Origin of the sequence: uncultured Enterovirga sp. (assembly GCF_964242715.1) — a bacterium.
In the GTDB taxonomy this organism is placed as follows: Bacteria; Pseudomonadota; Alphaproteobacteria; order Rhizobiales; family Beijerinckiaceae; genus Enterovirga.
The window spans coordinates 99788-126464 of sequence record NZ_CAXTAZ010000003.1 but is presented as its reverse complement, the minus strand read 5'-3'; the positions used below and the strand labels follow the sequence as shown (position 1 = coordinate 126464).

Genomic DNA, 26677 nt, shown 5'->3' with positions numbered 1-26677 from the left:
TTTCGCCGGGGAGAGCGGAGCAGCGGCCCGGGCTGACTACATCTTCGGCAGGATCGCGATGTCCCGTACCGTGCCGCTGACGCCCGTGATCTTGGCCGCCATCGTGCCCTTACCGGTCGCGAGGTCGACGCTGTAGAGGGTGTCGCCCGCCATGGCCCAGGCCGCGTTGCCGCCCTTGCCGTCCGACATGATGTCGAAGGAGACGGCCTCGCCCGACATGCCGAGCATGCCCACCGTGTTCAGCACGCCGTCGTTCGGGGGAGCCTGTTTCAGGAGCGCGCCCGAGGCGTCGATGTCGAACAGCACGGTTTCCTTGGAGCCCTTCATCGAGTTCGTGTAGGCGCCCGCAACGACCTTCGGGGTCTTGCCCTTCATCGTGTCGGCATCGGCGAATTTGAGCTGGCCGTCCTTGGTGACCTTGCCGTCGTCGACATTGGCCCTGAGGTTCATGCCGTCAGAGCCGATGATGCGGAGGCGGTCGGCGACGGGGTTGAAGTCGACCGTCGCGGTGACGCCCGCGCCCAGCATCGTGTCGAGCTTCGACTTCGCGGTGGCCGCGCCCGACATCGGGTCGATGGTCATGATCGCGCCGTCGGACAGGACGGCGTAGAGCATGCCGTCCGCGGGCCGGACGTCGATGCCGAGGATCGTGCCGGAGATCCCGGTGACCTTCACGGTCTTCTCGGCCTTCTTGGTCTCGGTGTTGACGTGAACGAGCGTGTCGTTGCCGACGAGCGCGGCGACGGTCTCTGCCTGCGCGGTGCCGGCGAGCGCCGTCCCGGCAAGAAGCGTGAGTGCGAGGATACCGGTTCGCATGGATGTCTCCCTCTGACGCCGCAACGGGCTGTCGGGGGTGTTAGCCGCGGTCCACGGGATCGGATGCAGCCGGGTCGCGATTTCATCGCGGGCCGGCTCCATCGCCAGCTTTCCCGAAGGATGGAAGCAGGCTAACGACCCTCGGGTCTTGGGGACGAGCATCATGAGCCACGGGACCACCCCCGAGCCGCAGCCCTTCACGCTCCATGTTCCGGACGAGGATCTGGCCGACCTGCGCGAACGGCTGGCCCGCACGCGCTTTCCCGACCAGGCGCCGGGAGAGCCCTGGGCCTACGGCACCGACGTCGCCTATCTCCGCGACCTCGTCGGCTATTGGCGGGACGGCTTCGACTGGCGGAAGGCCGAGGCGCGGCTGAATGCCTGGCCGCAATTCCGGGTCCCGCTCGGCGGGATCGACCTGCATTACCTCCATGTCGAGGGGCGCGGGCCGGATCCCTGCCCGCTGCTCCTCTCGCATGGCTGGCCGGGCTCGGTCTTCGAGTTCCTGGAGATTATCCCGCGCCTCACGGACCCGGCCCGTTATGGGGGAGACCCGGCCGATGCCTTTACCGTGATCGCGCCCTCGCTGCCGGGCTTCGGACTCTCGTTCCGGCCGGGCCAGCCGCGCTTCGGGGCGGAGGAGATGGCCGACCTGTTCGCCATCCTGATGGGCGACGTTCTGGGCTACCGGCGCTTCGCCGCGCAGGGCGGCGACTGGGGCTCCTTCATCACGTCGCGGCTCGGCTACCGCTATCCGGAGCGTCTCCTCGGCATCCACATGAACCTGATGCCGCTCCGGCGCGACCCGCAGGCCGTCGCCGACCCGACCCCGGAGGAGGCTCGCTACTTTGGCGAACTCACCCGTTGGACGAAGGAGGAGACCGGCTACCAGTGGATCCAGGGCACCCGTCCGCAGACGCTCAGCTTCGCGATGACGGATTCGCCGGCCGGGCTCGCGGCCTGGATCGTCGAGAAATTCCGGGCCTGGTCCGATTGCGGCGGCGACGTAGAGAGCGTGTTCAGCCGCGACGAGATCCTGTCGAACATCTCGCTTTACTGGTTCACGGGCGCGATCGGCTCGTCCTTCTGGCCCTACTATGCCCGCATGCACGGGCCCTGGCCGGTCCCGGACGGCGCGACCGTCGACGTGCCGACGGGCTATTGCCAGTTCCCCACCGAAATCCTGCGGCCGCCCCGGAGTCTCGCGGCCCGGACCTACACCGACATCCGGCGCTGGAGCGTGATGGAACGCGGCGGCCATTTCGCCGCGATGGAGCAGCCGGAGGCGCTGGCCGACGAGATCAGGGCCTTCTTCCGGCCCTTGCGGTCTTAGCGCCAGCTCCTACGCTGGGACGAACGAGTCTGAGCGCCTTCACACCGAGCGGATCGCCCCGCCATCCACCCGGATGGTCGAGCCGGTGACGTAGCTCGCGCGAGCGGAGGCGAGGAAACAGGCGACGTCGGCGAATTCCTTCACGTCGCCGTAGCGGCCGGCCGGGATCGCGGCCCGCGCGGTCGCCGCGATCTCCTCGACGCTCTTGCCGGTGCGCTTCGCGTTGGCGCCGTCGAGTTCGACCGTGCGGTCGGTCTCGATCCGGCCGGGCAGGATCATGTTGACGGTGACGCCGTCCTTCGCGACCTCGACCGAGAGCGTCTTCGCCCAACCGAGGATCGAGGAGCGGAGCGCGTTCGACATGACGAGATTCGGGATCGGCTGCACGATGCCGGACGAGGCGACCACCACGATCCGGCCGAACTTCGCCTCGCGCATCGCCGGGAGGACGAGCGCGGCGAGCCGGAACACCGGCACGACCATCGCCTCGAATTGCGGCGCCCAGCTATCCGGCTCGACGGTGAGCGCGGTCCCGGCCGGCGGTCCGCCGGTATTCGCGATCAGGATGTCGATCGGGCCGCCGAGCGAGGCGACGGCCTTGGCATGGATCTCGTCCACCGCACCCTTGAGATCCGCGGCCGCGAACTGGGCCCGGCCCCGCCCCCGGGCGTTGATCGCCTCGGCCGCGGCCTTGAGCTTGTCCTCGCTCCGGGCGGTCATGAAGACGTCGGCGCCCTCGGCCGCAAGGGCCTCGGCGATGCCCCGGCCGAGCCCGCGGCTCGACGACAGGACGAGGGCGCGCTTTCCGTCGAGGCCAAAATCCATGGTGCCGCGTCTCCGAATGGGAGGGGCGGCTTAGCGCGCGTCGTCCGGCTCGGCAATCGGCCGCGGCGGAGAACCGGCGGCCTCTTCGATGGACGCGATGATGCGGTCGGCGAGCGCATCGATCCGGCGCCGGAGCACGGCCGGCGGGATGTCCCGTCCCTCCGGGGCTTCGAGTTCCCGCTGCAGGCGCGCGATCTCGGCCCGGAGAGCGGCCTTGTCGTCCGTCTCGCTCAGAACGGGTTCCAGGTCGGGGCGGGGCTGAATTTCAGATAGCCCAGGGACACGCCGAGCCGGAGCCCGACGCCGGACCGGATCGGCACCACGACCATGTTGTCCGCCGTCGCCGCGCTCATGCCGAAGCCCGCGATGAAATAGGCGGAGCCGTCGAGTTCGAGAAAGCGCTGGTAGATCGCCGGGATGGCGTCGAGATTGTAGATCAGCATCATCTGCCGGGCGCCCTCGCCGCCGATGTCGAAACCGAGCGAGGGTCCCTGCCAATAGATGCGCTGGCCGCGGCTGCCGCGGGTGTAGATCGAACCCTCGCCGTAGCGGAGGCCGCCGAAGAAGGCGCCCGAGGCCTCCTGGCCGAGGATGTAGCCGTTCGGCTCGCCCCAACGCCGGGTCGCCTCTTCGAGCGTGAGCGCGAGGCCGCGCGACACGTTGCCGAAGAAGCCATGGCCGGAATCGACGAGTTCCCGGGACGAGAAGGTTTCCCGCTCGCCCGGTCGGGGCGGACGGGCGATGGCAGGCGCCGCGACGAGCGCGGCCGAGGTGCCGAGAAGCATGGCCGAGAGCCTGCGCCGGGTGATCATGCGCGTCTCCTTCGCTGGGCCGCCGTCCCGTGGGACCAATGCGCGCCAGGAGGCGCACGAACGTCCGGCGGCCGCCGTTTACGTCCTGTTCGGGGAAGGCCGTGCAGACAGGCCGTCCCTGATCAAAATCTAGGTCCTTATCCTTAAAGATGTCCTTATTCCGTCAAGCTGCCATTGGCTGTGCCTTGGCTCTGCTGGCTCCCGTGGCCGCAGGCGCGGCGCACATCTTCCCGTTCGTGGTGGGGACGACCGAACTCATCGACACGGACCGCCGCTCGGGCCTCGCCCTCTCCGGTTACGATCCGGTCGCCTACCAGGCGGACGGGCGGGCGCTGCCGGGCGTGGCGGCCCACGAGGAGGTGTTCGCCGGCGTCGCCTGGCGCTTCAGCTCCGGCGCGAACCGGGCGGCCTTCCTGCGCGATCCCTCGGCCTTCCTGCCCCGGATCGGCGGCTACGACGCGATCGCGGCGGCCGGCGGCCGCGTGGTGTCGGCCGATCCTCTCCTCTTCGCGCTGCGCGAGGGGCGGCTCTACCTGTTCCGGACGGAAGAGGGCCGCAGGCGCTTTCTCGCCGATGACGGCGGCCCCGCAGCCTCGGAACGGGGCTGGAGCCGGATCAGGGGCGAGCTCGTCGCGGATTGATCGCGACCTCCGGCAGTTTCACGTCGCCCGCCCGGGCGGGGTCGGCAAGGGCCACGAAGGGTCCGTTGAGATAGCCTCGGTCGGCATGGCCGTAGGTGAGGGCCCGGCCATCGGGCCCCGTCACGGAACCGCCGGCCCGGGTCAGGATGTGGTCGCCGGCGGCGGTATCCCATTCCATGGTCGGCCCGCAGCGGACGTAGATATCGGCCTCGCCGGAGGCGATCAGGCAGAATTTCGCAGCCGAGGACGCCGTGACCTGCCGGGCGATCGGGAGGGCCGCGAGGCACCGCTCCGTCTCGGCATCGCCGTGACGCCGCGAGCCGAGGGCGACCCATCCGTCCGGAGGGCAGGCCCGAACGGTCGCGGGACGCCACGGGCCGATCTCTCCATCCGGGCGGGCCTCCGCCACGACGGCCCGCGTTCCGGCGGCCCAGACCCGCCCGAGGGGGGGCACGGCGAGGGCGGCCGCAACGGGGCGCTCGCCGGAGACGAGCGCGATGTTGACCGAATATTCCCCGGCTCCGGTCAGGTAGTCGCGCGTGCCGTCGAGAGGGTCGACGAGGAAGAACAGGCCCGCGGCCGCAAGGGTTGCGGAGCCTTCCTCCGCCACGACCGGGATGCCCGGAAAGGCGGCTGCCAGGCGCGCGAGGATCAGCGCTTCGGAATCGAGGTCGGCCGCCGTGGACGAGGAGCCGTCGGGTTTCGTCACCCGGCCTGCGGTGCGGTCGTCGATGCCGGCGAGGAAACGACCGGCCTCGGCGGCGATGCCGGCCAGCACGAGCGCGACGCCGTCGTGATCCCGGGTCGACGAACCCTGCTCGCTCATGGCAGGAGACCGGGACGGAGAGGTCGACGCCTCATCCCGACCGGGCCGGGAAGCCACATGGCGAGCGCCGCGTCGTCTGCGGGTCGGCTCTGCGCCTTTCCAAGGCAGCGGCCCCTCGTTATCGGAACTGTCACGTTTGGCCGATTCGACGGCCCGCCGCCATTTGCTGGAGTCGGTCCATGGCCATCGTCTCGCTGGATTCCCTCGACCTCGCCGCGCTCGTCTGTTCGCGCGTGTGCCACGACGTCATCAGCCCGGTCGGCGCGATCGTCAACGGCCTCGAGGTGCTGGAGGAGGACAACGATCCTGCCATGCAGGAATTCGCGCTCGACCTGATCCGAAAGAGCGCCCGGCAGGCTTCGGCGCGGCTGCAATTCGCCCGGCTCGCCTTCGGGGCGGCGGGTTCGGCCGGAGCGGCGATTGATCTCGGCGATGCCGAGGCGGTCGCGAAGGGCATGTACGGGGACGAGAAGATCACGCTGTCCTGGACTGCTCCGCGTGCCCTCCTGCCGAAGAACCGCGTGAAGCTTCTCCTCAATCTTCTGGTGCTGGCGACGGGAGCGATCCCGAGGGGCGGTGCGATCTCGGTGACGGTCGAGGGCGACGAGGAGGCCTCGCTCTTCACGCTGGTGGCGAAGGGGATTAATGCCCGCATCCCGCCTCATGCCGAAGCGCTCCTGGCGGGCGAGCCCGAGGGCGGCAGCGTCGATGCGCATGCGATCCAGCCCTATTACACCGGCCTCGTCGCCCGCGCGGCCGCGATGAGCGTCCGCCTCGCCATCGCGGACGACACGGTCACGGTCACGGCCGCCTCGGCCTGAGAACCCCCCCGACTTCATTCCGCGCTCATGCTCCGCGCGGCCACCTGGCGTCGCGCAGGCCGGCGGTCCATTTCGCCGCCCCGAGTGAACCCGACGTAAACTGTTGACCCGCCATGGTCCGCGCGAACTCGATGGCTGAGTTCAGGTGGGCCCGTGATCGTCATGGACGATCTGCTGCGCGAATTCCTGGCGGAGACCGGCGAGCACCTCGACACGGTCGATCTCGAGCTGGTCCGGTTCGAACAGAATCCGTCGGACGCCGCGATCCTGCGAAACGTCTTCCGCCTCGTTCATACGATCAAGGGCACCTGCGGCTTCCTCGGCCTGCCGCGGCTCGAGGCCCTCGCCCACGCGGCCGAGACGCTGATGGGCCGGCTGCGCGACGGCATGCCGGTCACGGCCGACGCCGTCACCCTGATCCTTGCCACGGTCGACAGGATCAAGATGATCCTGGCCGACCTCGACCGGGCGGCGGCGGAGCCGGACGGCTCCGATTCCGACATCATCGCCAGACTGGAAAGCGCGGCCACGGCTGGGGAAAGCCCGGAGCGCCCCGACGCTTCCCGCGGCGGCCCGGTCCAGGTGTCGCTGGAAGAGCTGGAGCGGGCGTTCCAGGCCGCCCCGGGCCCGGACGTCCAGGTCCCCGCCGCGGCTCCTCCGGCTGCACGGACCGACCCCGCGGAGCCCGGCGTCGGGCGCGGGCAGACCATCCGGGTCGCGCTCGACACGCTCGAACATCTGATGACGATGGTCTCCGAACTCGTTCTCACCCGGAACCAGCTTCTCGACCTCGCCCGCCGCACGGACGGGGAGGGCGGCTTCAGCATCCCCCTGCAGCGCCTGTCGCATGTGACGGCGGAATTGCAGGACGGGATCATGAAGACCCGGATGCAGCCGATCGGCTCCGCCTGGGCGAAGCTGCCCCGCATCGTGCGAGATCTCGCCCCGGAACTCGGCAAGAAGGTCGAGCTCGTGATGTCCGGCGCCGAGACCGAGCTCGACCGGCAGATCCTGGAGCTCATCCGCGATCCCCTGACCCACATGGTCAGGAACTCGGTCGATCACGGCATCGAACCGCCCGATTTCCGCGTGCGGCAAGGCAAGCCCGCTCACGGCACGATCCGGCTCAACGCCTTCCACGAGGGCGGCACGATCACGATCGAGATGGCGGATGACGGCCGCGGGCTCGACCATGCCGCCATCCGGCGCAGGGCCGCGGGCCTCGGCCTCGTCCCCGCCGCCGATCTCGACCGGATGGGCGACGACCAGATCGCGAAGCTGATCTTCCACCCCGGCTTCTCGACCCAGGACGCCGTCAGCGCCGTCTCGGGGCGCGGCGTCGGCATGGACGTGGTGCTGACGAACATCGCGGCCATCGGCGGTACGGTCGAGATCTCCTCGGGGCCCGGCCGGGGCGCCCTGTTCACGATCAAGATCCCGCTGACGCTCGCGATCGTCCCGGCGCTGATCATCGAGGCCGGCGGGCAGCGTTTCGCCCTGCCGCAGGGCGCCGTGGTGGAACTCGTCCACGCGCGACCGGAGTCGGATACCCGGCTCGAGCGCATCCACGGGGCGGCCGTGATCCGGCTGCGGAGCGAACTCCTCCCCGTCATCGACCTCGCCGGCCTTCTCGGGCTCGGGCAGGACGGCGCGGAGACAGACGCCGGCTTCGTCGTGGTGCTGCAGGTCGGGCGGCAGCGCTTCGGTCTCCTCGTCGCGTCCGTGCTCGAGACCGAGGAGATCGTGGTCAAGCCCATGGCCTCGCGGCTCCGGCACCTTGCCGTGTTTTCGGGGAATACGATCCTGGGCGACGGCGCCATCGTCCTGATCGTCGATCCGAACGGGATCGCGCGCGCCGCAGGCTCCGAGCTTCTGCGCGGACTCGCGGACGTCCAGGGCGGGACGGAGGCAATGACGGAGGTCGCCGAGACCGTGACGCTGCTCGTCTTCCGGGGCGCGGATCGCGTCCTGAAGGCCCTGCCGCTCTCCGTCGTGACCCGGCTCGAAGAGGTGGACGCGGCCGCGATCGAAGAGGTCGGCGGTCGCCCGACCCTGCCCTATCGCGGGCGTCTCATGCCGATCATTTCGCTTGACGGTCCTGGCCGGCTTCGCCGGGAGGGCATTCAGCCGCTGATCGTCGTGACGGAAGGCGGCCGTCACATCGCACTCGCCGTCCACGAGATCGTGGACGTGATCGAATCCGAACTCGACGTCGACCCCGTCTCGGGCCGGCCCGACCTCGCTGGCTGCGCGATCGTCCAGGGGAGGCCGACCGAGATCGTCGACATCGCCCATTACGTCCCGTCGATGCTCGAGCGACCGGAGCCGGAAGCGGCGGCTGCCGCGCGACGCTCGCTCCTCCTCGTCGACGACAACGCCTTCTTTCGCGACATGCTGGCGCCCGTCCTGAAAGCCGCAGGCTTCCGGGTCTGCACCGCCGCGAGCGTCGCCGAGGCGCTTCGGATCCTGGCCCGCCACCCGGTCGACGCGCTCGTGACGGATCTCGACCTTCCGGATCGCGGCGGGCTCGACCTCGTCGAGGAGCTGCGCCGGCAGCCAGCCACGCGGCACGCGACCGTGGTGCTCCTCGCAGCCGCGGCCGGCCCCGAGATCCTGGACCGCGCCCGTGCGCTCGACGTCTACGACGTGGTCGCCAAGTTCGACCGGAGCGGGCTCATGGCGGCGCTCTCCGAGGCGGAAGCCGATCTGGACCTCGCGGCATGAGCTCGAGCGCCGCCGAACCGCTGCACGATGCCTCGCCCCTCTCGACCTATGTCACGCTTGCGGTGAGCGAGCAACTCTTCGCGCTGCCGATCGAGCATGTCCGCGACGTCTTCGTCGTGTCGGGCCTGACCCGGGTGCCGCTGGCCGCGCCCGAGATCGCAGGCCTCGTCAACCTCCGCGGCCGGGTTCTGACCGTGATCGATCTCCGACGCCGCCTCGGCCTTTCTCAGGGCGGGGATCCGGAACGCCGGATGGCGGTCGGGATCGAGTTCGCGGGCGAGTGTTTCGGGCTCCTCGTCGATTCCGTCGGCGAGGTGATCCAGCTCGCGAGCTCCGATCTCGACGACAATCCCGTCCATCTTCCCGCCCGCTGGGCCTCGCTCAGCCGCGGAATCCACCCGCTTCCCGACCGCCTGCTCGTCGTCATGGACGTCGAGGCGGTTCTCGACCCCGGTCGCGCCGCGATCGCTGCCTGACCCGTCCGGAGACCAGCCATGAAACATTGCCTCATCGTCGACGACTCGGCCGTCATCCGGAAAGTCGCGAAGCGGATCATGGAAGGGCTCTCGCTGCGGACCTCCGAAGCGGAGGATGGCGAGCAGGCCCTCACGGTCTGCCGCCAGGAGATGCCGGACGCCGTTCTCCTCGACTGGAACATGCCGGTCATGGACGGCTACGAATTCCTCCGCGAGCTGCGCCGCATGCCGGGCGGCGACTTCCCGAAGGTCGTGTTCTGCACGACCGAGAACGACGTCGCCTCGATCGCGCGCGCCATCCATGCGGGTGCCGACGAATACGTGATGAAGCCCTTCGACCGCGAGATCATGACGGCGAAGCTGCAGGACGTGGGCGTGGTCTGAGTCCCGGCAGACGGGCCCCGAGATGCCGATGACGCAACCCGCGCCGGGACAAGGCTCCGGCGCGAATCGCCCGGTTCGGGTGATGATCGTCGACGACTCCGCCGTGGTGCGGGGCCTCGTCGCGCGCTGGATTTCGGAAGAGCCGGGCTTCTCCGTCGTGGGCGTGGCCGCGAATGGCCGCATCGCGCTCGATACGCTCGAAGAGGCTCAGCCGGACGTCGTCCTCCTCGACCTGGACATGCCGGTGCTGGACGGCATGGCGACCCTGCCGCTGCTCTTGCGGGCGCGTCCCGGCATGTCGGTCGTGATCGTCTCGACCCTGACGCAGCGGAATGCCGAGATCTCGCTCCGGTGCCTGTCCGTGGGCGCCGTGGATTATCTGGCGAAACCGTCCGGCTCGAAGAAGCTCACGGTCTCGGCTACGTTCCGGACCGAGCTCATGGCGAAGCTCGAAGGCCTTGCCGGCCGCTGCCGCCGGCCGGACGGCCTTGGCAGCCCGGTCCCGTCCGGGACCGCCGAATTCGTGGCGCTCCGCGACCGCTCGCCCTCGCGGGCGCAGGTCATCCTGATCGCCGCCTCGACCGGCGGGCCGCGGGCGGTGATCGAGGTGCTCCGCGGACTGTCCGGGCCCCGTGTTCCGATCCTCGTCGTGCAACACATGCCCCCGATCTTCACGGCGGTCTTCGCCGGTCACATCGCGGCTGAGACAGGACTTGCCGCCGCTGAGGCACGGGACGGCGAGCCGGTCGAGCCAGGGCGCGTCTATGTTGCGCCGGGAGGCCGACATATGGGTCTCGCCCGCACCGCCTCCGGCGCTCCCGCCATCCGTCTCGACGATGGACCGGCTGTCTCCCATTGCCGCCCCGCCGTCGACATCCTGATGCGGGACGCAGCCGAGATTTACGGTGCCGGGGCCTTGGCCGCGATCCTGACCGGAATGGGCAGCGACGGGCTCGAGGGCGCTCGGGCATTCGCCGCCGTCGGCGGGACCGTGGTCGTGCAGGACGAGGCGAGTTCGGTCGTCTGGGGCATGCCGGGCAGCATCGCCCGCGCCCGGCTCGCCCGAAGCGTGTTGCCGCTCGAGGGCATCGCGGCGGCGCTCGAGGCGCGCCTCGGCCCTGCCGCCGCTCCGGCCCTGCCGCTCTCGCGAGCCGTAGCGTGACCGCCGACGAATTCGCCTTTCTGCGCCGCTTCCTGCGCGAACGGTCGGGCCTCGATCTCCAGGTGGAGCGGCGCTACCTCGCCGAGAGCCGGCTCCGCCCGGTGTGGCGGGCCGCCGGCCTGGATTCGGCCGGGGCGCTCATCGGCAGGCTGATGCAACGCGAGGACGGCGCGCTCAGCCAGGCCGTTCTCGACGCGATGGCGACGCACGAAACGATGTTCTTCCGGGACCGTGCGACCTTCGAGACGCTGAAATCGGTCGTCCTGCCCCGGCTGGTCGCGGCGCGGGGCCGGGTACGGCGGCTTCGGATCTGGTCGGCGGCGGCCTCGACCGGCCAAGAGGCCTATTCGGTCGCCATGCTGCTGGCCGACCTCCCGGCTCCCGGTCTGTCAGGCTGGCAGGTCACGATCCTCGGGACCGATCTGTCGGAGGCCGTGCTGGCCCGGGCCCGCACCGGGACCTATTCGCAATTCGAGGTCCAGCGCGGATTGCCGATCCGCAGCCTGCTCCAGCATTTCACGCAAGGTAGCGAGGGATGGACGGTGTCGCCGGCCCTGCGCCGGGCGGTGGAATTTCGGACCTTCAACATTCTGGACGACATGCGCCCGCTCGGCCGGTTCGACCTCGTCCTGTGCCGGAACCTGTTGATCTATCTCGACGGGCCGACGAAGGCGCGGCTGCTCGCGAAACTCGCGGGCGTGCTGGCGCCGGACGGGGTTCTCTGCCTCGGGGCCACGGAAACGCCGCACGGGCTCTCGGGCGCATTCATCCCCGATCCGGCTGCGCGCGGCTTCTCGGTCCTGAACTCGCACCAGGCTCCGGCTCTGCTCGAGGCGACCGGCTAAGAAACGGGCTCACGCGTTGTCCGGGTCGGCGCCTGGCCATCCTTCAACCTGCCGGAGCGCCTCGCCGACGATCATCGCGGCCGCCACCGCCACGTTCAGCGAGCGCAGGCCGGCCCGCATCGGGATCACGACCCGGGCGTCCGCCGTGTCATGCACATTGTCCGGAACGCCGGCCGATTCACGCCCGACCATGAGGACGTCGTCGGCCCGGAAGCCGTGCTCCCAATAGGGCAGCCCGGCGTGGGTCGAAGCGAGAACGAGCCGGCGTCCCTGCGCCCGCCTTGCCTCATCGAAGGTGGCGAAGGATGTGTGCCGCACGAGTTCGAGCGCCTCGAGATAGTCGAGGCCGGCCCGCCGCAGGTTGCGGTCCGAAGCATCGAAGCCCGCAGGCTCGATCAGGTCGACGGCGAGCCCGAGACAGGCCGCCATCCGCATCAGCGTCCCGGCATTCTGCGGAATCTCGGGCTGGTACAGCGCGAGCCGCACGCCGGGCTCAGCTGCGCGGCGAGATGCGCGGCGCCGGGCCTGGGGGCGGGGACCGGCCGGGGGCAGGTCCGACGCTGTACTGGTCCGGCGCCAGATCGATGACGCCGTCGTCGCGCCCCATTGGTCCTCCGGTCCGGTAGCGGGCCGTGACATGGCCCCGTTCCGGAGCGCCTAGCATGCGGTCGAGGACCCACGGCACCGCGAGGATCAGGAGGGAGACGACGGCCCAGGCGACCACGACCGCGCCGGTCGACAGGCTGTGCAGGAAATTCAGCACGCGCCAGAGCCACTCGACGGTGGTCGGATCGGTCGCGAACGTGTCGGCGTTGCGGGAGAGGAGGCGGCCGACCAGGTCGAAGACGCCGTAGACCGCCGCGCAGACGAGCGACCAGACCGCGACGCCGATCCAGCCGAAGGTCCAGACGAGGCGGCTCATCGCGACGGCTCCACCACGCGATACTCGGCGTCGATCACGCCGGGCTCGGCCATGCCGCCATGCTGCTCCAGATGCTCGCGGATGATCCGCATGTTGCGGCGGTTTGCCTTGAACAGCACGTCGGCCGCATCCCCGAGGATCGGAACCGCCCCGATCGCGGTGTCGAAGACCACGTTCGCGACCATGCGGCCGATCTTCCAGACCGGAAGACCGAGCCGTCGCGCTTCCCAGATCAGGTAGGTCGACAGGGCGGCCGAGATCAGGTCGCCGACGCCCGGGACGAGGCCGATCAGGCCGTCGACGCCGAAGCGGATCCTGGTTCCCGGCACGACGAAGGCCGTATCGAGCAGGCGCGACAAGGCGTCGAGCCGCGCGAGCGTCTCGGCCCGGCTCGCCGAGGCGGCGATCGGACGTTCGATGAACGCGGAATAGGGCCCAGCCATGATCGAGAATCTCCTGTCGCGGATGGACCGCGACGGCACGGGATGTGGCCCCGCCTCCTCGGTCGCACAAGGATATGCGCGCGCCGTCTACTCGATCCGGACCACCACGGAATCGGTTGCGCCGCCCGCGTCCAGCACGGAGACACGTGCGAAGCCGGCGCCGTCCGGAAGCCAGCTCGCCGAGCGGCGAAGGTCTGGCTCGCCGATCGGGGCCCCGTTCACGAGCCAGGTCATCGGCGGACGGCCCCCCGAGACCTTGAGCGCGAGCGGCATGTCGGGACCGCCGGACCTCGCCGCGCCGAGATCGACGCGTGAGCCGTCGAGCGGGAAGGCGATGCGGAGCGGCGCCTGTACGGTCGCGGCGAGCGTCTTCGGGATGTCGCTGCGAACGTGACGAAGCGGCGGCGGCAGGGTCGCCGTCGTTGCCGTGAGCGCGCCGGGCGGCATCGGGACGGGTTCCGGCTCGATCCCGAGCCGGGCGAAGGCGTCGAACAGGATCGGGGCCGCGGCGAGCCGTCCGACCAGTCCCGGCACGGCCCCGCCGTCCGGCCGGCCGAGCCAGATCCCGACGGTGACGCGGCGGTCGAAGCCGATCGCCCAGGCATCGCGGTAGCCGTAGGAGGTGCCCGTCTTGAAGGCGATCCGGCCCCCGGCCGCGTTGTCCGGCGGCGGCGCCCCTCGCAGGATGTCGGCCACGTACCAGGCCGGGACCGGCTCGGTGACCCGGCCCTCCTGGCCCGCTTTCCCGGCGTCGAGGCGGGTGACGAGGAGCGGGGCGGTACCGCCTCGCGCAAGGCCGGAATACAGGCGCGTCAGGTCGACGAGCGAGATGCCGAGTCCGCCGAGCCCGACGGCGAGCCCCGGCGCCGCCTCGGCCGGCATGGCGATCTGCGCGCCGGCCTGCCGCAGCCGCGACACGAACCGGGCGGCCCCGATCCCGTTCAGGAGCTCGACAGCCGGGACGTTGAGCGAGAGCTGGAGCGCGCGCCGCGCCGTCACCGTCCCTTGATAGGTGAGGTCGAAATTCTCAGGCCCGTAGGTGCCGTAGCGGGACGGGCGGTCGTCGACGAGCGTCTCGGGATGGGCAAGGCCGCTCTCGAAGGCGAGCGCGTAGATGAATGGCTTCAGCGCCGAGCCCGGCGAGCGCAGGGCCGCCGTCATGTCGATCGCGCCGCGCCGCTCCTCGGCGAGCTTTCCGGGGCTGCCGACCCGCGCCCGGACTTCTCCCGTCCCGTTGTCGATCACCACGATCGCGCCGGAGATCGCGGGCCCGAAGCGCTCGACCCGTTCGGCCAGCAATCCCTCCAGGGCGGCCTGATGGCGGCGGTCGATGGAGAGGCGGTGCTCGCTCGCATCCGGGCGCTCGGCGAGCGCACGTTCGGCCGCGTGCGCCGCATACATCGGGAAGGGGCGGCGGGCATGCGGCACCTGCTCGGCCCGAGCCGCCTCGGCATCGGCCGCCGAGATCAGGCCGGCCGCGACCGCGCGGCCGAGGACCCGGTCGCGCGCGCGTCGGGCCACCTCGGGGGAGCGATCGGGACGGCGATATTCGGGCGATTGCGGCAGTGCGACGAGAAGCGCCGCCTCGCCGTTCGAGAGCCGCTTCGGCTCCTTGCCCAGATAGGCGAGCGAGGCGGCCCGGACGCCTTCGAGGTTGCCGCCGTAAGGGGCGAGCCGGAGATAGAGGTCGAGGAGCTCGCTCTTTCCGAGGCGACGCTCGATCTCGACGGCCCGGACGATCTGGCGGAGCTTGGCCCGGACCGAGCGCTCGGGCTCGGGTTCGAGCAGCCGGGCCACCTGCATCGATAGGGTCGAGGCGCCGGACACCACGCGGCGATGGAGGACGAGCTGCAAGCTGGCCCGCGCGAGCGCCAGGACATCGATGCCGGGATGGTCGTCGAACCGGCGGTCCTCGTAGGCCTTGAGCATGAGGAGGTAGCGCGGATCGACCTCCTGCGTCGCGACCGGCAGCCGCCAGCGGCCCTCCTTCGTCGCAAAGGCGCGGAGCAGCCGGTCGTCCCGGTCGCTGACGGTCGTCGAGCGCTGCGCCGCCCGGGTCAGGTCGAGCGGTGGAAGCGAGGTGGCGTAGAGCCAGAAGCCGGTCGCAAGAGCCAAGATGAGGCTCGCTGCCAGCCCGGCACCAAGGATCAGCCATCCACGGCGGGCGAACCCCCTCCACCACCCTGCGGGCGGTCCCCCTCCCCCTGCGGGGGAGGAGACAGGTGCGTCGGCGTCGGGCCTCACGGCCGTGCCGTGACCTCGAGCGAGCCGAAGGCGGTACGGCCGAAGCGGTCCGGCCGGTACATGTCCTCGACGGTCGCGGCCGGGTGGACGTAGCGGCCGGGCGCGACGGCCCGGACCGTGTAGGCCACCTGGAAGGTCGGCGGCTGCTGCGGGTTGCGGTCGAAGGCGGCGACGAAGCGGTCGTCGCGATATTCGACGTTCACGGGCCCGACCTCGGTCTTCAGCCAGTCGAGCGCGGCGACGCTGTCCGAATCGACGAGCTTCGGATTGTCGATCTCGAGCCCGGCCGGCAGGCGGTCGACGAGGAGCACGCGGGCATAGAGCGTCTGCGGCTCCGTCACCTTCAGCACCGCGACCAGCCGGTCGCCCTGTTTCAGCTGGGCCGTATCCACCTTGGTGCCGTCGAGCCGGTAATAGCTGCGCTCGACATTGTAGCCGCGCGAAGCTGCGGGCTCCGGCCCGATCGGGCTGCCAGCGACCGACACCACGAGTTCGGCCGTAGCAGTCCCGGCATTGCCGATACGGACGGGCGCGCGCTCGAGCGTGGCCGCCCGGAAGGTGCGGTACAGCGCGCCCGGCACCGCATTGCCGTCCACGGTCACCTGCACGGCCCCCGAGTCGCGCTGCAACGCTTCGGCCGCGAGCACCATCCAGGCATTCTCCTGGGTGGAGGTCGCGCCGCGCGTCCCGCGCTCCTCCTCGACGACGCGGGTCACCGGTGCGAGCGTGTCGCGGCCGGCGCCGGTCTCGCTCGCGAGCGCGATCAGCCCGGCACCGTCGCGGAGGCGGGTGCCGTAATCCGACCGGCCGCTCGCTCCGTCGCGGGTCGAGCGAAGGAGGGCGACCGCCGAGGCGAACACCGTCTGGGCCCGATTCCGGTCGCCGATCAGGCCGAGCGCGGCGGCGAGCTGCGCACGGGAGAGCGGCGTCTTGAACGAGGCGAGCTTCGTGTCGGCAAGGTAGCGCAGGTCTCCCGCGACCGGACGGCCGTTGCGGGCGAGCGCATAGGCCGCATAGGCGAGGTCGTCGGTGCGGCCCTCCACCTCCGTCGTATTGGCGACGAAGTTGCGCAGCCGCTCCAGCGCCAGGTTGAAGGCGATCTGCGGCACCTCGAACTTGAGCTCCCGGGCCCGGGTCAGGAAGTCCACGACGAAGGCGTCGAGCCAGATGTCGTCGTTGCCGCCGACCGACCAGAGGCCGAAGGCGCCATTCGAATCCTGGCGCGACAGCACGCGCTGGATCGCGGTGCGAATGCGCTCGTCGACCTGGCCGTCGAGGCCGAGCTGCTCGGCCGCGGCCAGGCGGTTGACGTAGAGGAGCGGCAAGGCCCGGCTCACCACCTGCTCGGTGCAGCCATAGGGATAGCGGTCGAATGCCTGGAGCAGGCCCGGCACGTCGAGCGCGGCCAAGGCCGATACGGAAACCGAGACCGAGCCGGTTCCGGGCAGGATGTCGGCCAGGAGGTCCGGGGTGATCTGGGCCGAGCCGGCGGCTTCGAGCGGCCGCACGGTGCGGCGCACGAGCGAGCCGGTGCCGGGCTGGATCCGGAGCGCGAAGCGCTGGTCGAGCGCCGCCTCGGGTCCCGTCAGCCTCACGTTCAGAATCGCGTCGCCGACGCCGGCTGCCGCGATCGGGATCGTGACCGAACTCTTGCCCCGGGAGGCCAGCCGGACCGGGCGCCGTAGCGCGTCGGCCTCGACCAGGATCGGCCCGGCGATGTCGATCTCGACCGCGTAATCTCCGGCCGCGCCCTCGATGTTGTCGAGGTCGAGGCGGAGCCGCGAACGGTCGCCGACATTGAGGAAGCGGGGCAGCGTGCCGGACACGACCACCGGGTCACGGACGATGACGTCCTTCTCCGCCGACCCGACCCGGCCCTTGGTCCAGGCCGCGGCCATGACCCGCACGGTGCCGTTGAAGGCCGGCAGGTCGAACGTGACCCGGGCCGTCCCGTCCGGCCCGACCTTGACCAGGCCGGAATAGCGGGCGAGCGGCTCCTGCGTCGGCGGGACGCCGTTCAGGGCCCCGGCCCCGCCGTCGCCGCCGGACCGGATCGCGCCGGCGCTGCCCTGCATGCCGTCGATCAGGTAGCCGTAGAGGTCGCGGAACTCGACCCCGAGCTGCTTCTGGCCGAAGAAATGCTCCGCCGGCTCGGGCGTCTTGTAGCGAGTGAGGTTCAGTATCCCGAGATCCACGGCCGCGACCGTGACATAGGCCTCCTCGCCGGCTTGGAGCCCGGCGAGCCGGACCGGGATCGACATCTGCCCGCGCGGGCGCATCTTCTCCGGGAGATCGAGCGTGACGCTAAGCGTGCGGGCCTCGCGGTCGATCCCGAACCAGGCGATCCCGAGCGCCCGGCCCGGCATGCGGCGGGCGGCGCCGTCGAGCGGACGATAGGCGGTCGCGGCGAGATACGCGCCGGCGCCCCATTCGGCCTTGACGGGGAGCGACACGGTCGCGCCTTCGGCCGGGAGGTCGATCTCGCGCCATTCCTGGACGGAATCGGTGACGATCGCGAGGGTCGCCCGGCCCGCGAAACGCGGCTTGATCCGGGCCTGCATCGTCTCGCCGGCCCGGTAGGCCGGCTTGTCGAGCGTGACCTCGAGGAGGTCCGGCGTGTCGGCCGTCTGCTCGCCGGAATAGCCGACGGAGAAGGAGATCGCGGTCCGGGCGGTCGCGAGGCCGTCGGCCGAGACGTCGAGCCGGTAGGAGCCCCAGCCGACGGGCGCCGAGATGCGACCCGGCTCGTCGGCCTTCAGGTCGAGCCGGCCATCCGCGACCCGGCGGGTCGAGGTGACGGGCTCATAGCCCCAGCGGCCGTCCGAGTTGAACCATTGATAGGTCCGGTCGACCCGGTACAAAGACCAGCCGACATTCGGCCGGGCGAGCCGGACACCGTCCGGCTGAGCCAGAACCACGTCGAAGGTCGCCGTGCCGCCATCGGCGAGGTCGCCGCCGAAGTTCTTTCGGACGCCGACCACCGGGCCTTCCGGCAGGATCGGCAGCATCAGGCTCCGCTCGATCGCGCGCCCGCCAGGCTCGCCGACCCTGAGCGTGATCTTCGCCTCGGTCGGGCGCGGCGCGACCACGGACTGGATCGGCACCGTCACGGTGACCTTGCCGTCCGGGCCGGTCGTGGATTTCTCCTCCATCTCGACGGTCGAGCTCTGGATCTCCTCGTCACCGAGCCCGGTAGCGAAACCTTCGAGCCCCTTCACGGCGGGCCCGGAGGCGGCCTGCACGACGACCTCGCCCAAGACGTCGAGCTCGGCGCCGGGCGCGCCGTAGAGATAGCGGGCGGCAAGGTCGATCCGGGCCGGCTCGCCGGGCCGCAGCGTCGGAGATTTCGGCGCGAGCGTCAGCTCGAGCCGCTCCGGCACGTAATCCTCGACCAGGAAGGTGGTCTCGCCGACCTTCGGCGCCTTCGGGTCGACGAAGGCCTCGATCCGCCAGGTGCCCCGCATCGCGCCGCTCAGGAGCGGGAGGGAATAGGCGCGGCCGCCGAGGCCCTGATCGGCGACCTGCTCGCGGCGGTATTCGACGCCGTCCGGGCGCCGGATCACGACCGTGAGCGGCAGGCCGGCCACGGCTCCGCCCTTCGCGTCGCGCAGGAGCGCGGTCGCGTTGACGGTTTCCCCCGAGCGGTAGACGCCGCGTTCGGTGTAGAGGAAGGCGTCGAGCGCGGTCGTGACCACGCGCCCTTTCACGCCGCGATCGGTCAGGTCGAAAGGCGCCCCGCCCATGTCGAGGAAGCCGTAATCGAGCCCCGCCCCGGTCTGGCCCAGGGCGCCCGTGGTCGCCACGATCACGCCCGGCGCCATCCCGCCCTCGCCGCGGGCGAGGCCGGGATCGAAGAGGGCGCGGCCGGCCGCATCCGTCGTCTTCGTCGAAAGCACCTCGTTGTTGCGGGCGACGAGCCGAAGCTCGATCCCCGACAGGGGTTGACCCCCAGCGAGCGAGCGCACGACGACGTTGATGCCGTCCGCGCCCTTCATGGCCGTCAGGCCGAGATCGGAGACCACGAACCATTGCGTCGCGCGGCGCGACTCGTCGTACTCGCCGTCGTCGTCGTTCGAGGTCGTGCGCTCCGCTCCCGGCGTCCGGGCGGTCATCACGTAGATGCCGGGCTCGACGCGGTTGATCGCGCGGAGCACCGGGAAGGCGGTGACGATGTCCCGGTTGAGGTCGTTCGCCGTCGCGAGCGAGCCGGACCACACCTTGAAGCCCTGCTCCCGGGCGAGCTTCAGCGCCGAGGAGCGCGAGAGCTGGGTCATGAAATCGTCCGACCGGAGCGTCGGCAGGAGCGAGCGGTCGCCGATCCGGTAGACGTCGATCAGCACCTCGGCCGTGTTCACGGTGACGACCGGGATGCCCTCCTGGCCGGTCTTCGGCAGGACGTAGTTCCGGCCCGAGAAGCGCGCCTGGGCCGAGCGGTCGCGGACATAGACGTCGTAATCGGCCGATTTCAGCAGGGCCTCGCCGACGCCGGACGGCAGGCCCTGGCGCAGCACGATCGCGTATTTCTGGCCGTGCCGGAGGCCGTCGACGCAGAGCTGCTGGCCCTCGGTCGTCACAGCCGCGTTCGCCGCGCCCGAGACCGCCACGAAGGGGGCAAAATCGGTCTTGCCGCCGGCCAGCGCCTCGGAGAACTGGAAACAGGCCCGCGGCGAGGCCGAATCCGAATCGACCTTGTAGGTCAGGATGCGGAAGCCGCGCTTGGCGCGCAGGTCCTCGTAGGTCGCCCGGACGGCGCTGTCGTCGTTCAGCGCGAGGCTGGCCCGGTAGGCGTCGAGCGACGGCCTCCAGATCTCGCGGAGCGCGTAGACCTCGCCGAGGATGGCGAGGGCGACGGCCTCCTCGCCACGCGAGGTCGAGCGCTGGTAGGCGAGATAGGCCGCCGTCGTGGCGCGCTCCTGGAGGAGGTAGCGCTCGCTGTAATCCTTGCCCTCGATCGCCTTCGCGACGCGGGCGTAGCCGAGCCAGTTCGCGCCGACCTTCGGCTCCGCCACGATGGCGCCGGTGAAGAGCGACAGCGCCCGTCGCGCATCGCCCCGGGCGAGCGCTCCATCGCCATCCCGTCGTGCCTGGCCGGCGGAGGCCGCGCCCCGGCCGCCGCTCTCCCGCCGCAGGGTGTCTTCGAGTCGGATACCCTCGTTCGCGAGTTCGTCGCGAACGAAGCTCTTCTGTTGGGCCGAGGCGGCCGTGATCCCGATCGCCAGGGCGACGAGGAGCGCGAACAGGCGGAGCAGGGATGCGGGCATGGAGCGGTCGTCCGGCGTCGGCGGCGGTTCGTGCGACGCACGAACATAGCAGCAAGCTTGAGCGTATCGACGCCGATCGTGGCGGCAAACGGGCCGCCTTGCGACAATTCCGGCGCGGATTCGGGACGCCTCGGCTGAGGTCGGACGCACGTCATCGCGCGGCTTCCGATCCGTCCGAACCGGTTCCCTCATCGGTGCGTTGAGGGCCTGCATTCGCCGGTCGGGCACAGTCATCGGGCCCTCGATGCTGATCGAGCCGGGTGATTCGAGCCGCGCCGGACCGGACGTAGCCGCAGAGGAACGAGGATGATGCGATGAAGCGCCTGTTCCTGCTCCGGCACGCCAAGGCCGTCGAGAAGACCGCGACCGATGTCGAACGCGTGCTGGCCGGGCGGGGCCGAAAGGACATGGCGAAGGTCAGCCGCTACCTGGTGGAGGAGGGATTGACCCCTGACCTGGCTCTCGTCTCGCCGGCCGCCCGTACACGGGAGACATGGTCGCTGGCCGGGCTTCCGGATGTCCCCGTGCGGTTCGACGAGCGGATCTACGAGGCGGAGGTGGCGGATCTCCTTGAGGTCATCGCCTCGGTCGATGACGCGGCCGGGAGCGTCATCCTGGTCGGACATAATCCGGGCATCGAGGATCTGGCCCGAGCGGTGGCGGCCGATCCGGAACCCGTCCGGTCCGGGCTCCCGACGGCGGCCCTCGTCGTCATCGAGCTTCCGGCGGAGACGTGGCGCGACGGGCTGGTCGGGACCGGCCGCATCGAGCGCTATCTCACGCCTGCGAAGCTGGAAGCCGGCACGGATGCGTAAGCCGGGCGGGGCCTTTCGCCGGGACCGACGAACGTGATCAGCACCGCCATCCTGGCCGGGGCCGCCCTGATCGCGTCCGGATGGCAGCTCGGAAGCGCGGCGCGGCTTCCGCTAGACTGGATCGCGCCTCCGTCGAGCCACGCTGTGGTCGAGCCCGGCCTCTATCGGGAGAAGGACAGGGCCGTCACGAACTGGCGCGCCGCGACCCGTGCGACGCTCGAGCCGGCGCCGCTCGCGATCGCGGCCGCTCTCTTCGCCTCGGGACTTCCGGTGGTGACGCGCTGCGTCAAGCTCAACAATCCATGGTGCATCAAGCGCGCCCGCTGGGCGGGCGAGATCGGCGGCGACGACGAGGGCCACACCGCCTTCCACTCCACCGAGGCCGGCGCGGACGCGGCCGCGACGCTGCTGCGCACCTATTACGTGTCCCTCGGCCGCCGCTCGGCGCTTGATATCGTCCGACGCTGGGCGCCGGCGGAATGCCGCATCGGCGTGGGGAGCGGCATGCCGCTGGCGCTCGCCGTCCGGGGACTCTCGAACACGCTCCGCGGCCGGTTCCTGGCGTCGCGTGGCGGGCGATCCGGAACGGCGCAGCCGCGCGCCGCGAAGGCCAGGAGCGCGGGCGTTCGTGTGTCGTCGGTGCCGCTCGCCCCGATGCCGACCTTCCGCGTGCCCGACCTCGCGCCCGGCATGGGTGAGCGGGCGACGGTCGCCGCGCTGCCAGCCCGGCGTTCCGCGACGCGTGAGGCCGCGCCGCAGCCGACGTCGCGGAAGCCCGTCCGAGTCGCCTCGGCCGGCGACGCGATCCCGCTCCCGACGGCCTCCGCCTGCGGCTCGGAGGAGGGACGCATCCAGTATTACGGGTCAGCCATCGCGAAAGCCCTCGGGCTCTCGCCCTCGGACGACCTCTCGCTCTTCGACGCGGCCGGGCAGCCGACGGACAACCTCCTGCCCGTGATGGTCGCCATGTCGGTGATCGAGCTCGGCTATCTCCATGCAGGGCCGGAACTCGCCGACGGCGCGATCACGCGGCTCCGGGCGCGCCTCGCGGCGGCCGCCTTGCCCGCCGGGCCACCCGAGGTGTCATCCGACGCCGTGGCGCGATAGCCTACGTTCCTTCTCCAAGCATCAACCCCCAGCCGGTTCCCCCTTGCCCGATTTGTCCGACCTTGCCGCCATGGTCTCGCGCGCCACCGGTGCCGCGCATTCGCTCCGGCTGGCCGGGCAGGACCTGTTCCAGCCGACGCTTCGGCTCGGAGTCACGGGCCTGTCCCGCTCGGGCAAGACCGTCTTCACGACGGCGCTCGTGCATCACCTGATCCGGCGCACGCCGATGCCGGCCTTCCGGCCCGCCGCCGAGGGTCGCATCCGGCAGGCCCGCCTCGCCCAGCAGCCGAACGACGACGTGCCGCGCTTCGCCTACGAGGCCCATCTGAACGCGCTCGTCGCCGACCGGCGCTGGCCCGCCTCGACGAATCGCACCGCCGAACTCCGGATCGACATCGACTACGAGCGCACCTCGCGCTGGCGCGCCGGGCCGGCGACCCTGTCGCTCGACATCGTCGATTACCCAGGCGAGTGGCTGCTCGATCTCGCGTTGATCGACCGGAGCTACGTCGACTGGTCCCGCGAGACCGTCCTGTCGGCCCGCCGCGCCGACCGCCAAGCCTCGGCCGGGCCCTGGCGAGCCGCGATGGCCGGCATCGATCCGGCCGCCCCGGCGGACGAGGCCGTGGCCGGGCAGGTCGCCGACGCGTTCCGGACCTATCTGGCGGCCCTCCGGGACGGGCCGGAATCGGTCGCCACGACCCCACCCGGGCGCTTCCTGATGCCGGGCGATCTCGCCGGCTCGCCCGCGCTGACCTTCGCGCCCCTCGACCTCGGCGAGGACGCGGCCATCGCCCCCGGTACCCTCGCCGCGCTGATGCAGCGCCGCTTCGAGAGCTACAAGACGCGCGTCGTCGGGCCCTTCTTCCGCGATCATTTCCAGCGCATCGAGCGCCAGATCGTGCTGGTCGACGTACTGGCCGCCGTCGATGGTGGGCCGGCGGCGCTCGCCGAACTCGAGGAGGCGCTCGACCGGGTGCTGATGGCCTTCCAGGCCGGGCGCAACACCTTCCTGTCGCGCATCTTCTCGCCCCGCGCGGACCGCGTCCTCTTCGCGGCGACCAAGGCCGATCACATCCACCACACGAGCCACGACCGGCTCGAGCGCATGCTCCGGCTCCTCGTCGGCCGGGCGGTGCGGCGCACCGAATCGGCAGGCGCGAAGGTCGGCACCGTGGCGCTCGCCTCCGTCCGGGCGACCCGCGAGACCTCGATCATGGAAGGCCGGACCAGCATCCGGGCGGTCGCCGGCACGCCGGAGGCAGGCGAGCGGATCGGCGACGACGTGTTCGACGGCGAGACGGAGGCCGCCATCTTCTCGGGCGTGCTGCCGGAGGACCCCCAGGCCGTGTTCTCCGGCGGGCTCGAACCCGGCTCGCTGCGGTTTCCGCGCTTCCGGCCGCCCAAGATCACGATGGATGCCGCCGGCCGCCCTGCCGCGCTGCCTCATATCCGGCTCGACCGCGCGCTCGACTTCCTGATCGGGGACCGGCTGCCATGAGTGATCCGCATTCGCGCCCCCGCGCCTTCCGGCTCGATCGCCCGGATACGGTCACGGTCACGACCGAGAAGCCCGAAATTCCGGAGGCGGTGCGCGGTTCCGCCCGGGTGATCGTGACCGAGGAACCGGACGATGCGATCGACGCCGCCGACGGCGTCCCCGTTCTCCCGGCCCGAGGCCGGCGAACGCCCTGGGCCGGATTGCTGTTCGGCGCGATCGGCGGCCTGGCCAGCTTGGCGATCGGGCTCGCGATCGAGCGGCTCGTGGTCGACCTGTTCGCCTCGGCGACGTGGCTCGGCTGGCTCGCGCTGGCGCTGACCGCGCTCGCCTGCCTTTGTCTCGCGGTGATCGCCTGGCGCGAAATCCGGGGTGTTCTGCGCGAGCGCCGGACCGAGACCTTGCGGATGCGGGCCGTGCAGGCCCTCGCCGTGCGCGACCACGAAACCGCCCGGGAAGTCGCCCGGGACCTGGCCTCCTTCTACGCCTTGCCGGCCGTGCCCGGGGGAGGGCCGAGCGTCCAGGACGCCGATGCCGAGATCATGGATGCCGACGACCGGCTCGCCCTCGCCGAGCGGACGCTCCTCGCGCCTCTCGACGAGCGGGCCACGCGCGCGGTCGCGGATGCCGCGAAACAGGTCTCCGTCGTCACCGCGCTCTCGCCGCGCGCCCTCGTCGATGTCGCCTTCGTCATCTATGCGGGCGCCCGCCTGCTCCGCCATGTCGCCCGGATCTATGCCGGCCGGCCCGGCCTGCTCGGCTCGCTCCGTCTCGCCCGCGCGGCCGTGAACCACTTGGCCGTGACGGGCGGGGCGGCGCTCGGCGACGGCCTTGTCCAGCAGGTGCTCGGCCACGGCGTCGCGGCCCGGATCTCCGCCCGGTTCGGCGAAGGCGTGCTGAACGGACTGATGACGGCCCGGTTCGGCCTCGCCGCCATCGAGGTCTGCCGGCCGCTGCCCTTCATCCGCGAGACGCCGCCCCGCATCGGCGACGTTGCCGGGGAGTTCATGTCGGGCGGCAAAGCGGAATAGGACGCCCTCCACGTCGTTCCGGGGCTCGCGAAGCGAGATCCCGGAATCCACGGAAAGGGCTCCCGGATCGGGAGCGATCCACAGGTGCTGCCAGCCGTGAGTTCCGGATCTGGGGAGCAACGCTGCGCGCTGCACCGCGTCCTGAATGACGGGTGACGATCCTGGAAGCACGCACGCCGGACCCGGCACAATTTGCCGGCCGGGCCGGTGGCGACCGCTGTTCGGGCCGTTTCGTCATCCTTTCCGGAAGATTAACTTAGCGTCGCCAGACACTTACTCGTGGCACAGCGGTTGCTGATCCCTTCCCGTCGCGGTGCCGGCGCGCGTGGTGCGTCAGGCCGGAGGGGGTTGCGTCATGGGTATTCTGAATGCGTTGCAGACGGCGGTCACCGGGTTGTCGGCCCAATCCTACGCGCTCGAGAACATCGCCGGGAACATCGCGAACTCGCAGACCGCGGGGTTCAAGCGGGTCGATACGAGCTTCGTCGACCTGGTCCCGGATTCCCCGGCCCGGCACGAGATTGCCGGCTCGGTCGCGTCCTATTCCCAGCTCACGAACGCGATCCAGGGCAGCCTCAGCTCGACCGGCATCACGACCAACATGGCGCTGAACGGCGACGGATTCTTCACGGTCCAGTCGAATAGCGGCTCGACCAGCTCGCCGAGCTTCTCCGGCCAGAATCTCTTCACGCGCCGCGGCGATTTCCAGACGGACGCGAGCGGCTATCTCGTCAACGGTTCGGGCCAGTATCTCATGGGCAGCATGCCCGGTCAGGGCAACGCGCCGATCAGGATCCCGACGACCCCGCTGCCGGCCAAGCAGACCTCCGCGATCGATTACCAGGCCAATCTTCCGGGCTATCCGAAAACCAAGAATGCCGATCCGGCGGTGCCGGGATCGGAATTGCTCGCGTCCTCGATCGCAAGCGGCGCGACGGTGTCCGGCACCGACAATGCCGCTTTCATGAACCAGTCGATCTCGGGCGGCGACATCACCGTCTACAACACGGCCGGCACGGCCGTGACGATGCAGACCCGCTGGGCGAAGACGGCGAGCTCCTCGACCGGCGGCACCGACACCTGGAGCCTCTACTATCAGGTGAACCCGTCCGCGACCGGTGCGGCCACCGCCTGGGCGAAGGTCGGTACCTCGACCTTCACGCCGAGCGGGGCGCTGACCTCGTCCTCGACGATGTCGATCCCGTCGCTGGTCGTGAACGGCACGACGATCGGCGCGGTGTCGGTCAATTTCGGCTCCGGCAATCTCACCCAGTACAGCGATACCAGCGGCGAATTGTCGAACGGCAACGTGCAGCAGAACGGCTATTCGACCGGCACCCTGAACGGCCTCTCCGTGTCGAGCGACGGACGGGTCACGGGCACCTATTCGAACGGGCAGATCTCGACCATCGCCCAGGTCCTCGTCGCGCGTTTCAACGCGAGCGATTCGCTGAAGCGCATGGATGGCGGCACCTATGCCGAGACCACCGGATCCGGGGCGCCGAGCTACGGGCTGCAGGGCGCCTCCGTGACGGGCGGCTCGGTCGAGATGTCGAATACGGACATCTCGGACGAATTCTCCAAGATGATCGTCACCCAGCAGGCCTATTCCGCCAACACCAAGGTGATGTCGACCGCGCAGCAGATGCTGCAGGACGTCATCAACGTGATCCGGTGACGGCGCAGGCCGG

Annotated in this window: 22 protein-coding genes; 13 read left to right on the top strand and 9 right to left on the bottom strand. The window is 70.7% G+C overall.

Annotated elements, in window-relative coordinates; translation table 11 throughout:
- Positions 1-36: 36 nt before the first annotated feature.
- Positions 37-816 (bottom strand): DUF4394 domain-containing protein, encoded by a 780-nt coding sequence (locus ACFE87_RS02905; RefSeq protein ID WP_375458106.1) that lies wholly within the window; start codon positions 814-816, stop codon positions 37-39.
- A 163-nt stretch (positions 817-979) separates the two neighbouring features.
- Between ACFE87_RS02905 and ACFE87_RS02900 the strand changes: the two genes are divergently transcribed.
- Positions 980-2149, top strand: coding sequence for an epoxide hydrolase family protein (locus ACFE87_RS02900; RefSeq protein ID WP_375458105.1), 1170 nt, complete (start codon positions 980-982; stop codon positions 2147-2149).
- A gap of 39 nt (positions 2150-2188) precedes the next feature.
- Here ACFE87_RS02900 and ACFE87_RS02895 read toward each other — a convergent pair whose 3' ends face one another.
- Positions 2189-2974 (bottom strand): SDR family oxidoreductase, encoded by a 786-nt coding sequence (locus ACFE87_RS02895; RefSeq protein ID WP_375458104.1) that lies wholly within the window; start codon positions 2972-2974, stop codon positions 2189-2191.
- A gap of 230 nt (positions 2975-3204) precedes the next feature.
- On the bottom strand, positions 3205-3786 hold the full coding sequence (locus ACFE87_RS02890; RefSeq protein WP_375458103.1) for a DUF1134 domain-containing protein: 582 nt from the start codon (positions 3784-3786) through the stop codon (positions 3205-3207).
- Positions 3787-3971: 185 nt separating this feature from the next.
- Between ACFE87_RS02890 and ACFE87_RS02885 the strand changes: the two genes are divergently transcribed.
- Positions 3972-4427 (top strand): YHS domain-containing (seleno)protein, encoded by a 456-nt coding sequence (locus ACFE87_RS02885; RefSeq protein WP_375458102.1) that lies wholly within the window; start codon positions 3972-3974, stop codon positions 4425-4427.
- Here ACFE87_RS02885 and ACFE87_RS02880 read toward each other — a convergent pair.
- Positions 4402-5253, bottom strand: a complete 852-nt coding sequence (locus ACFE87_RS02880; RefSeq protein ID WP_375458101.1) for a 3'(2'),5'-bisphosphate nucleotidase CysQ — start codon at positions 5251-5253, stop codon at positions 4402-4404. The genes ACFE87_RS02885 and ACFE87_RS02880 overlap by 26 nt on opposite strands.
- A gap of 179 nt (positions 5254-5432) precedes the next feature.
- Between ACFE87_RS02880 and chpT the strand changes: the two genes are divergently transcribed.
- From chpT to ACFE87_RS02850, 6 genes are all read left to right on the top strand, one after another.
- Complete coding sequence (gene chpT, locus ACFE87_RS02875; protein ID WP_375458100.1) at positions 5433-6074, top strand: histidine phosphotransferase ChpT; 642 nt, start codon at positions 5433-5435, stop codon at positions 6072-6074.
- A 162-nt stretch (positions 6075-6236) separates the two neighbouring features.
- The gene (locus ACFE87_RS02870; RefSeq protein WP_375458178.1) at positions 6237-8798 is read left to right on the top strand and encodes a chemotaxis protein CheW; all 2562 of its coding nucleotides are present in this window, start codon (positions 6237-6239) and stop codon (positions 8796-8798) included.
- Positions 8795-9274 carry a chemotaxis protein CheW gene (locus ACFE87_RS02865; RefSeq protein ID WP_375458099.1) on the top strand — a complete coding sequence of 160 codons (480 nt, stop codon included), beginning with the start codon at positions 8795-8797 and terminating at the stop codon, positions 9272-9274. Before ACFE87_RS02870 ends, ACFE87_RS02865 begins: the two co-directional genes overlap by 4 nt.
- Before the next feature lie 18 nt (positions 9275-9292).
- On the top strand, positions 9293-9658 hold the full coding sequence (locus ACFE87_RS02860; protein WP_375458098.1) for a PleD family two-component system response regulator: 366 nt from the start codon (positions 9293-9295) through the stop codon (positions 9656-9658).
- Between the two features lie 82 nt (positions 9659-9740).
- Entirely contained in the window at positions 9741-10820 is a 1080-nt protein-coding gene (gene cheB / locus ACFE87_RS02855; RefSeq protein WP_375458097.1) for a chemotaxis-specific protein-glutamate methyltransferase CheB, read from the top strand.
- Positions 10817-11665 (top strand): CheR family methyltransferase, encoded by an 849-nt coding sequence (locus tag ACFE87_RS02850; protein ID WP_375458096.1) that lies wholly within the window; start codon positions 10817-10819, stop codon positions 11663-11665. The genes cheB and ACFE87_RS02850 overlap by 4 nt, the downstream gene beginning before the upstream one ends.
- Positions 11666-11674: 9 nt before the next feature.
- Here ACFE87_RS02850 and ACFE87_RS02845 read toward each other — a convergent pair whose 3' ends face one another.
- From ACFE87_RS02845 to ACFE87_RS02825, 5 genes are all read right to left on the bottom strand, one after another.
- Positions 11675-12151: a tRNA (cytidine(34)-2'-O)-methyltransferase gene (locus ACFE87_RS02845; protein ID WP_375458095.1), complete on the bottom strand. Its 477-nt coding sequence runs from the start codon at positions 12149-12151 to the stop codon at positions 11675-11677.
- Positions 12152-12158: 7 nt separating this feature from the next.
- Complete coding sequence (locus ACFE87_RS02840) at positions 12159-12587, bottom strand: hypothetical protein (protein WP_375458094.1); 429 nt, start codon at positions 12585-12587, stop codon at positions 12159-12161.
- Complete coding sequence (locus ACFE87_RS02835) at positions 12584-13030, bottom strand: DUF4112 domain-containing protein (protein WP_375458093.1); 447 nt, start codon at positions 13028-13030, stop codon at positions 12584-12586. Before ACFE87_RS02835 ends, ACFE87_RS02840 begins: the two co-directional genes overlap by 4 nt.
- An 87-nt stretch (positions 13031-13117) precedes the next feature.
- The gene (gene pbpC / locus ACFE87_RS02830; RefSeq protein WP_375458092.1) at positions 13118-15274 is read right to left on the bottom strand and encodes a penicillin-binding protein 1C; all 2157 of its coding nucleotides are present in this window, start codon (positions 15272-15274) and stop codon (positions 13118-13120) included.
- Positions 15271-20535 carry an alpha-2-macroglobulin gene (locus ACFE87_RS02825; RefSeq protein ID WP_375458091.1) on the bottom strand — a complete coding sequence of 1755 codons (5265 nt, stop codon included), beginning with the start codon at positions 20533-20535 and terminating at the stop codon, positions 15271-15273. The genes pbpC and ACFE87_RS02825 overlap by 4 nt, the downstream gene beginning before the upstream one ends.
- Positions 20536-20849: 314 nt before the next feature.
- Between ACFE87_RS02825 and ACFE87_RS02820 the strand changes: the two genes are divergently transcribed.
- From ACFE87_RS02820 to ACFE87_RS02800, 5 genes are all read left to right on the top strand, one after another.
- Positions 20850-21350: a histidine phosphatase family protein gene (locus ACFE87_RS02820; RefSeq protein WP_375458090.1), complete on the top strand. Its 501-nt coding sequence runs from the start codon at positions 20850-20852 to the stop codon at positions 21348-21350.
- 33 nt (positions 21351-21383) lie between these two features.
- Positions 21384-22457, top strand: a complete 1074-nt coding sequence (locus tag ACFE87_RS02815; protein WP_375458089.1) for a hypothetical protein — start codon at positions 21384-21386, stop codon at positions 22455-22457.
- A 43-nt stretch (positions 22458-22500) separates the two neighbouring features.
- Positions 22501-23958 carry a YcjX family protein gene (locus ACFE87_RS02810; RefSeq protein ID WP_375458088.1) on the top strand — a complete coding sequence of 486 codons (1458 nt, stop codon included), beginning with the start codon at positions 22501-22503 and terminating at the stop codon, positions 23956-23958.
- Complete coding sequence (locus tag ACFE87_RS02805) at positions 23955-24986, top strand: YcjF family protein (protein WP_375458087.1); 1032 nt, start codon at positions 23955-23957, stop codon at positions 24984-24986. Before ACFE87_RS02810 ends, ACFE87_RS02805 begins: the two co-directional genes overlap by 4 nt.
- Positions 24987-25341: 355 nt before the next feature.
- The gene (locus tag ACFE87_RS02800) at positions 25342-26664 is read left to right on the top strand and encodes a flagellar hook protein FlgE (RefSeq protein WP_375458086.1); all 1323 of its coding nucleotides are present in this window, start codon (positions 25342-25344) and stop codon (positions 26662-26664) included.
- Positions 26665-26677 lie beyond the last annotated feature (13 nt).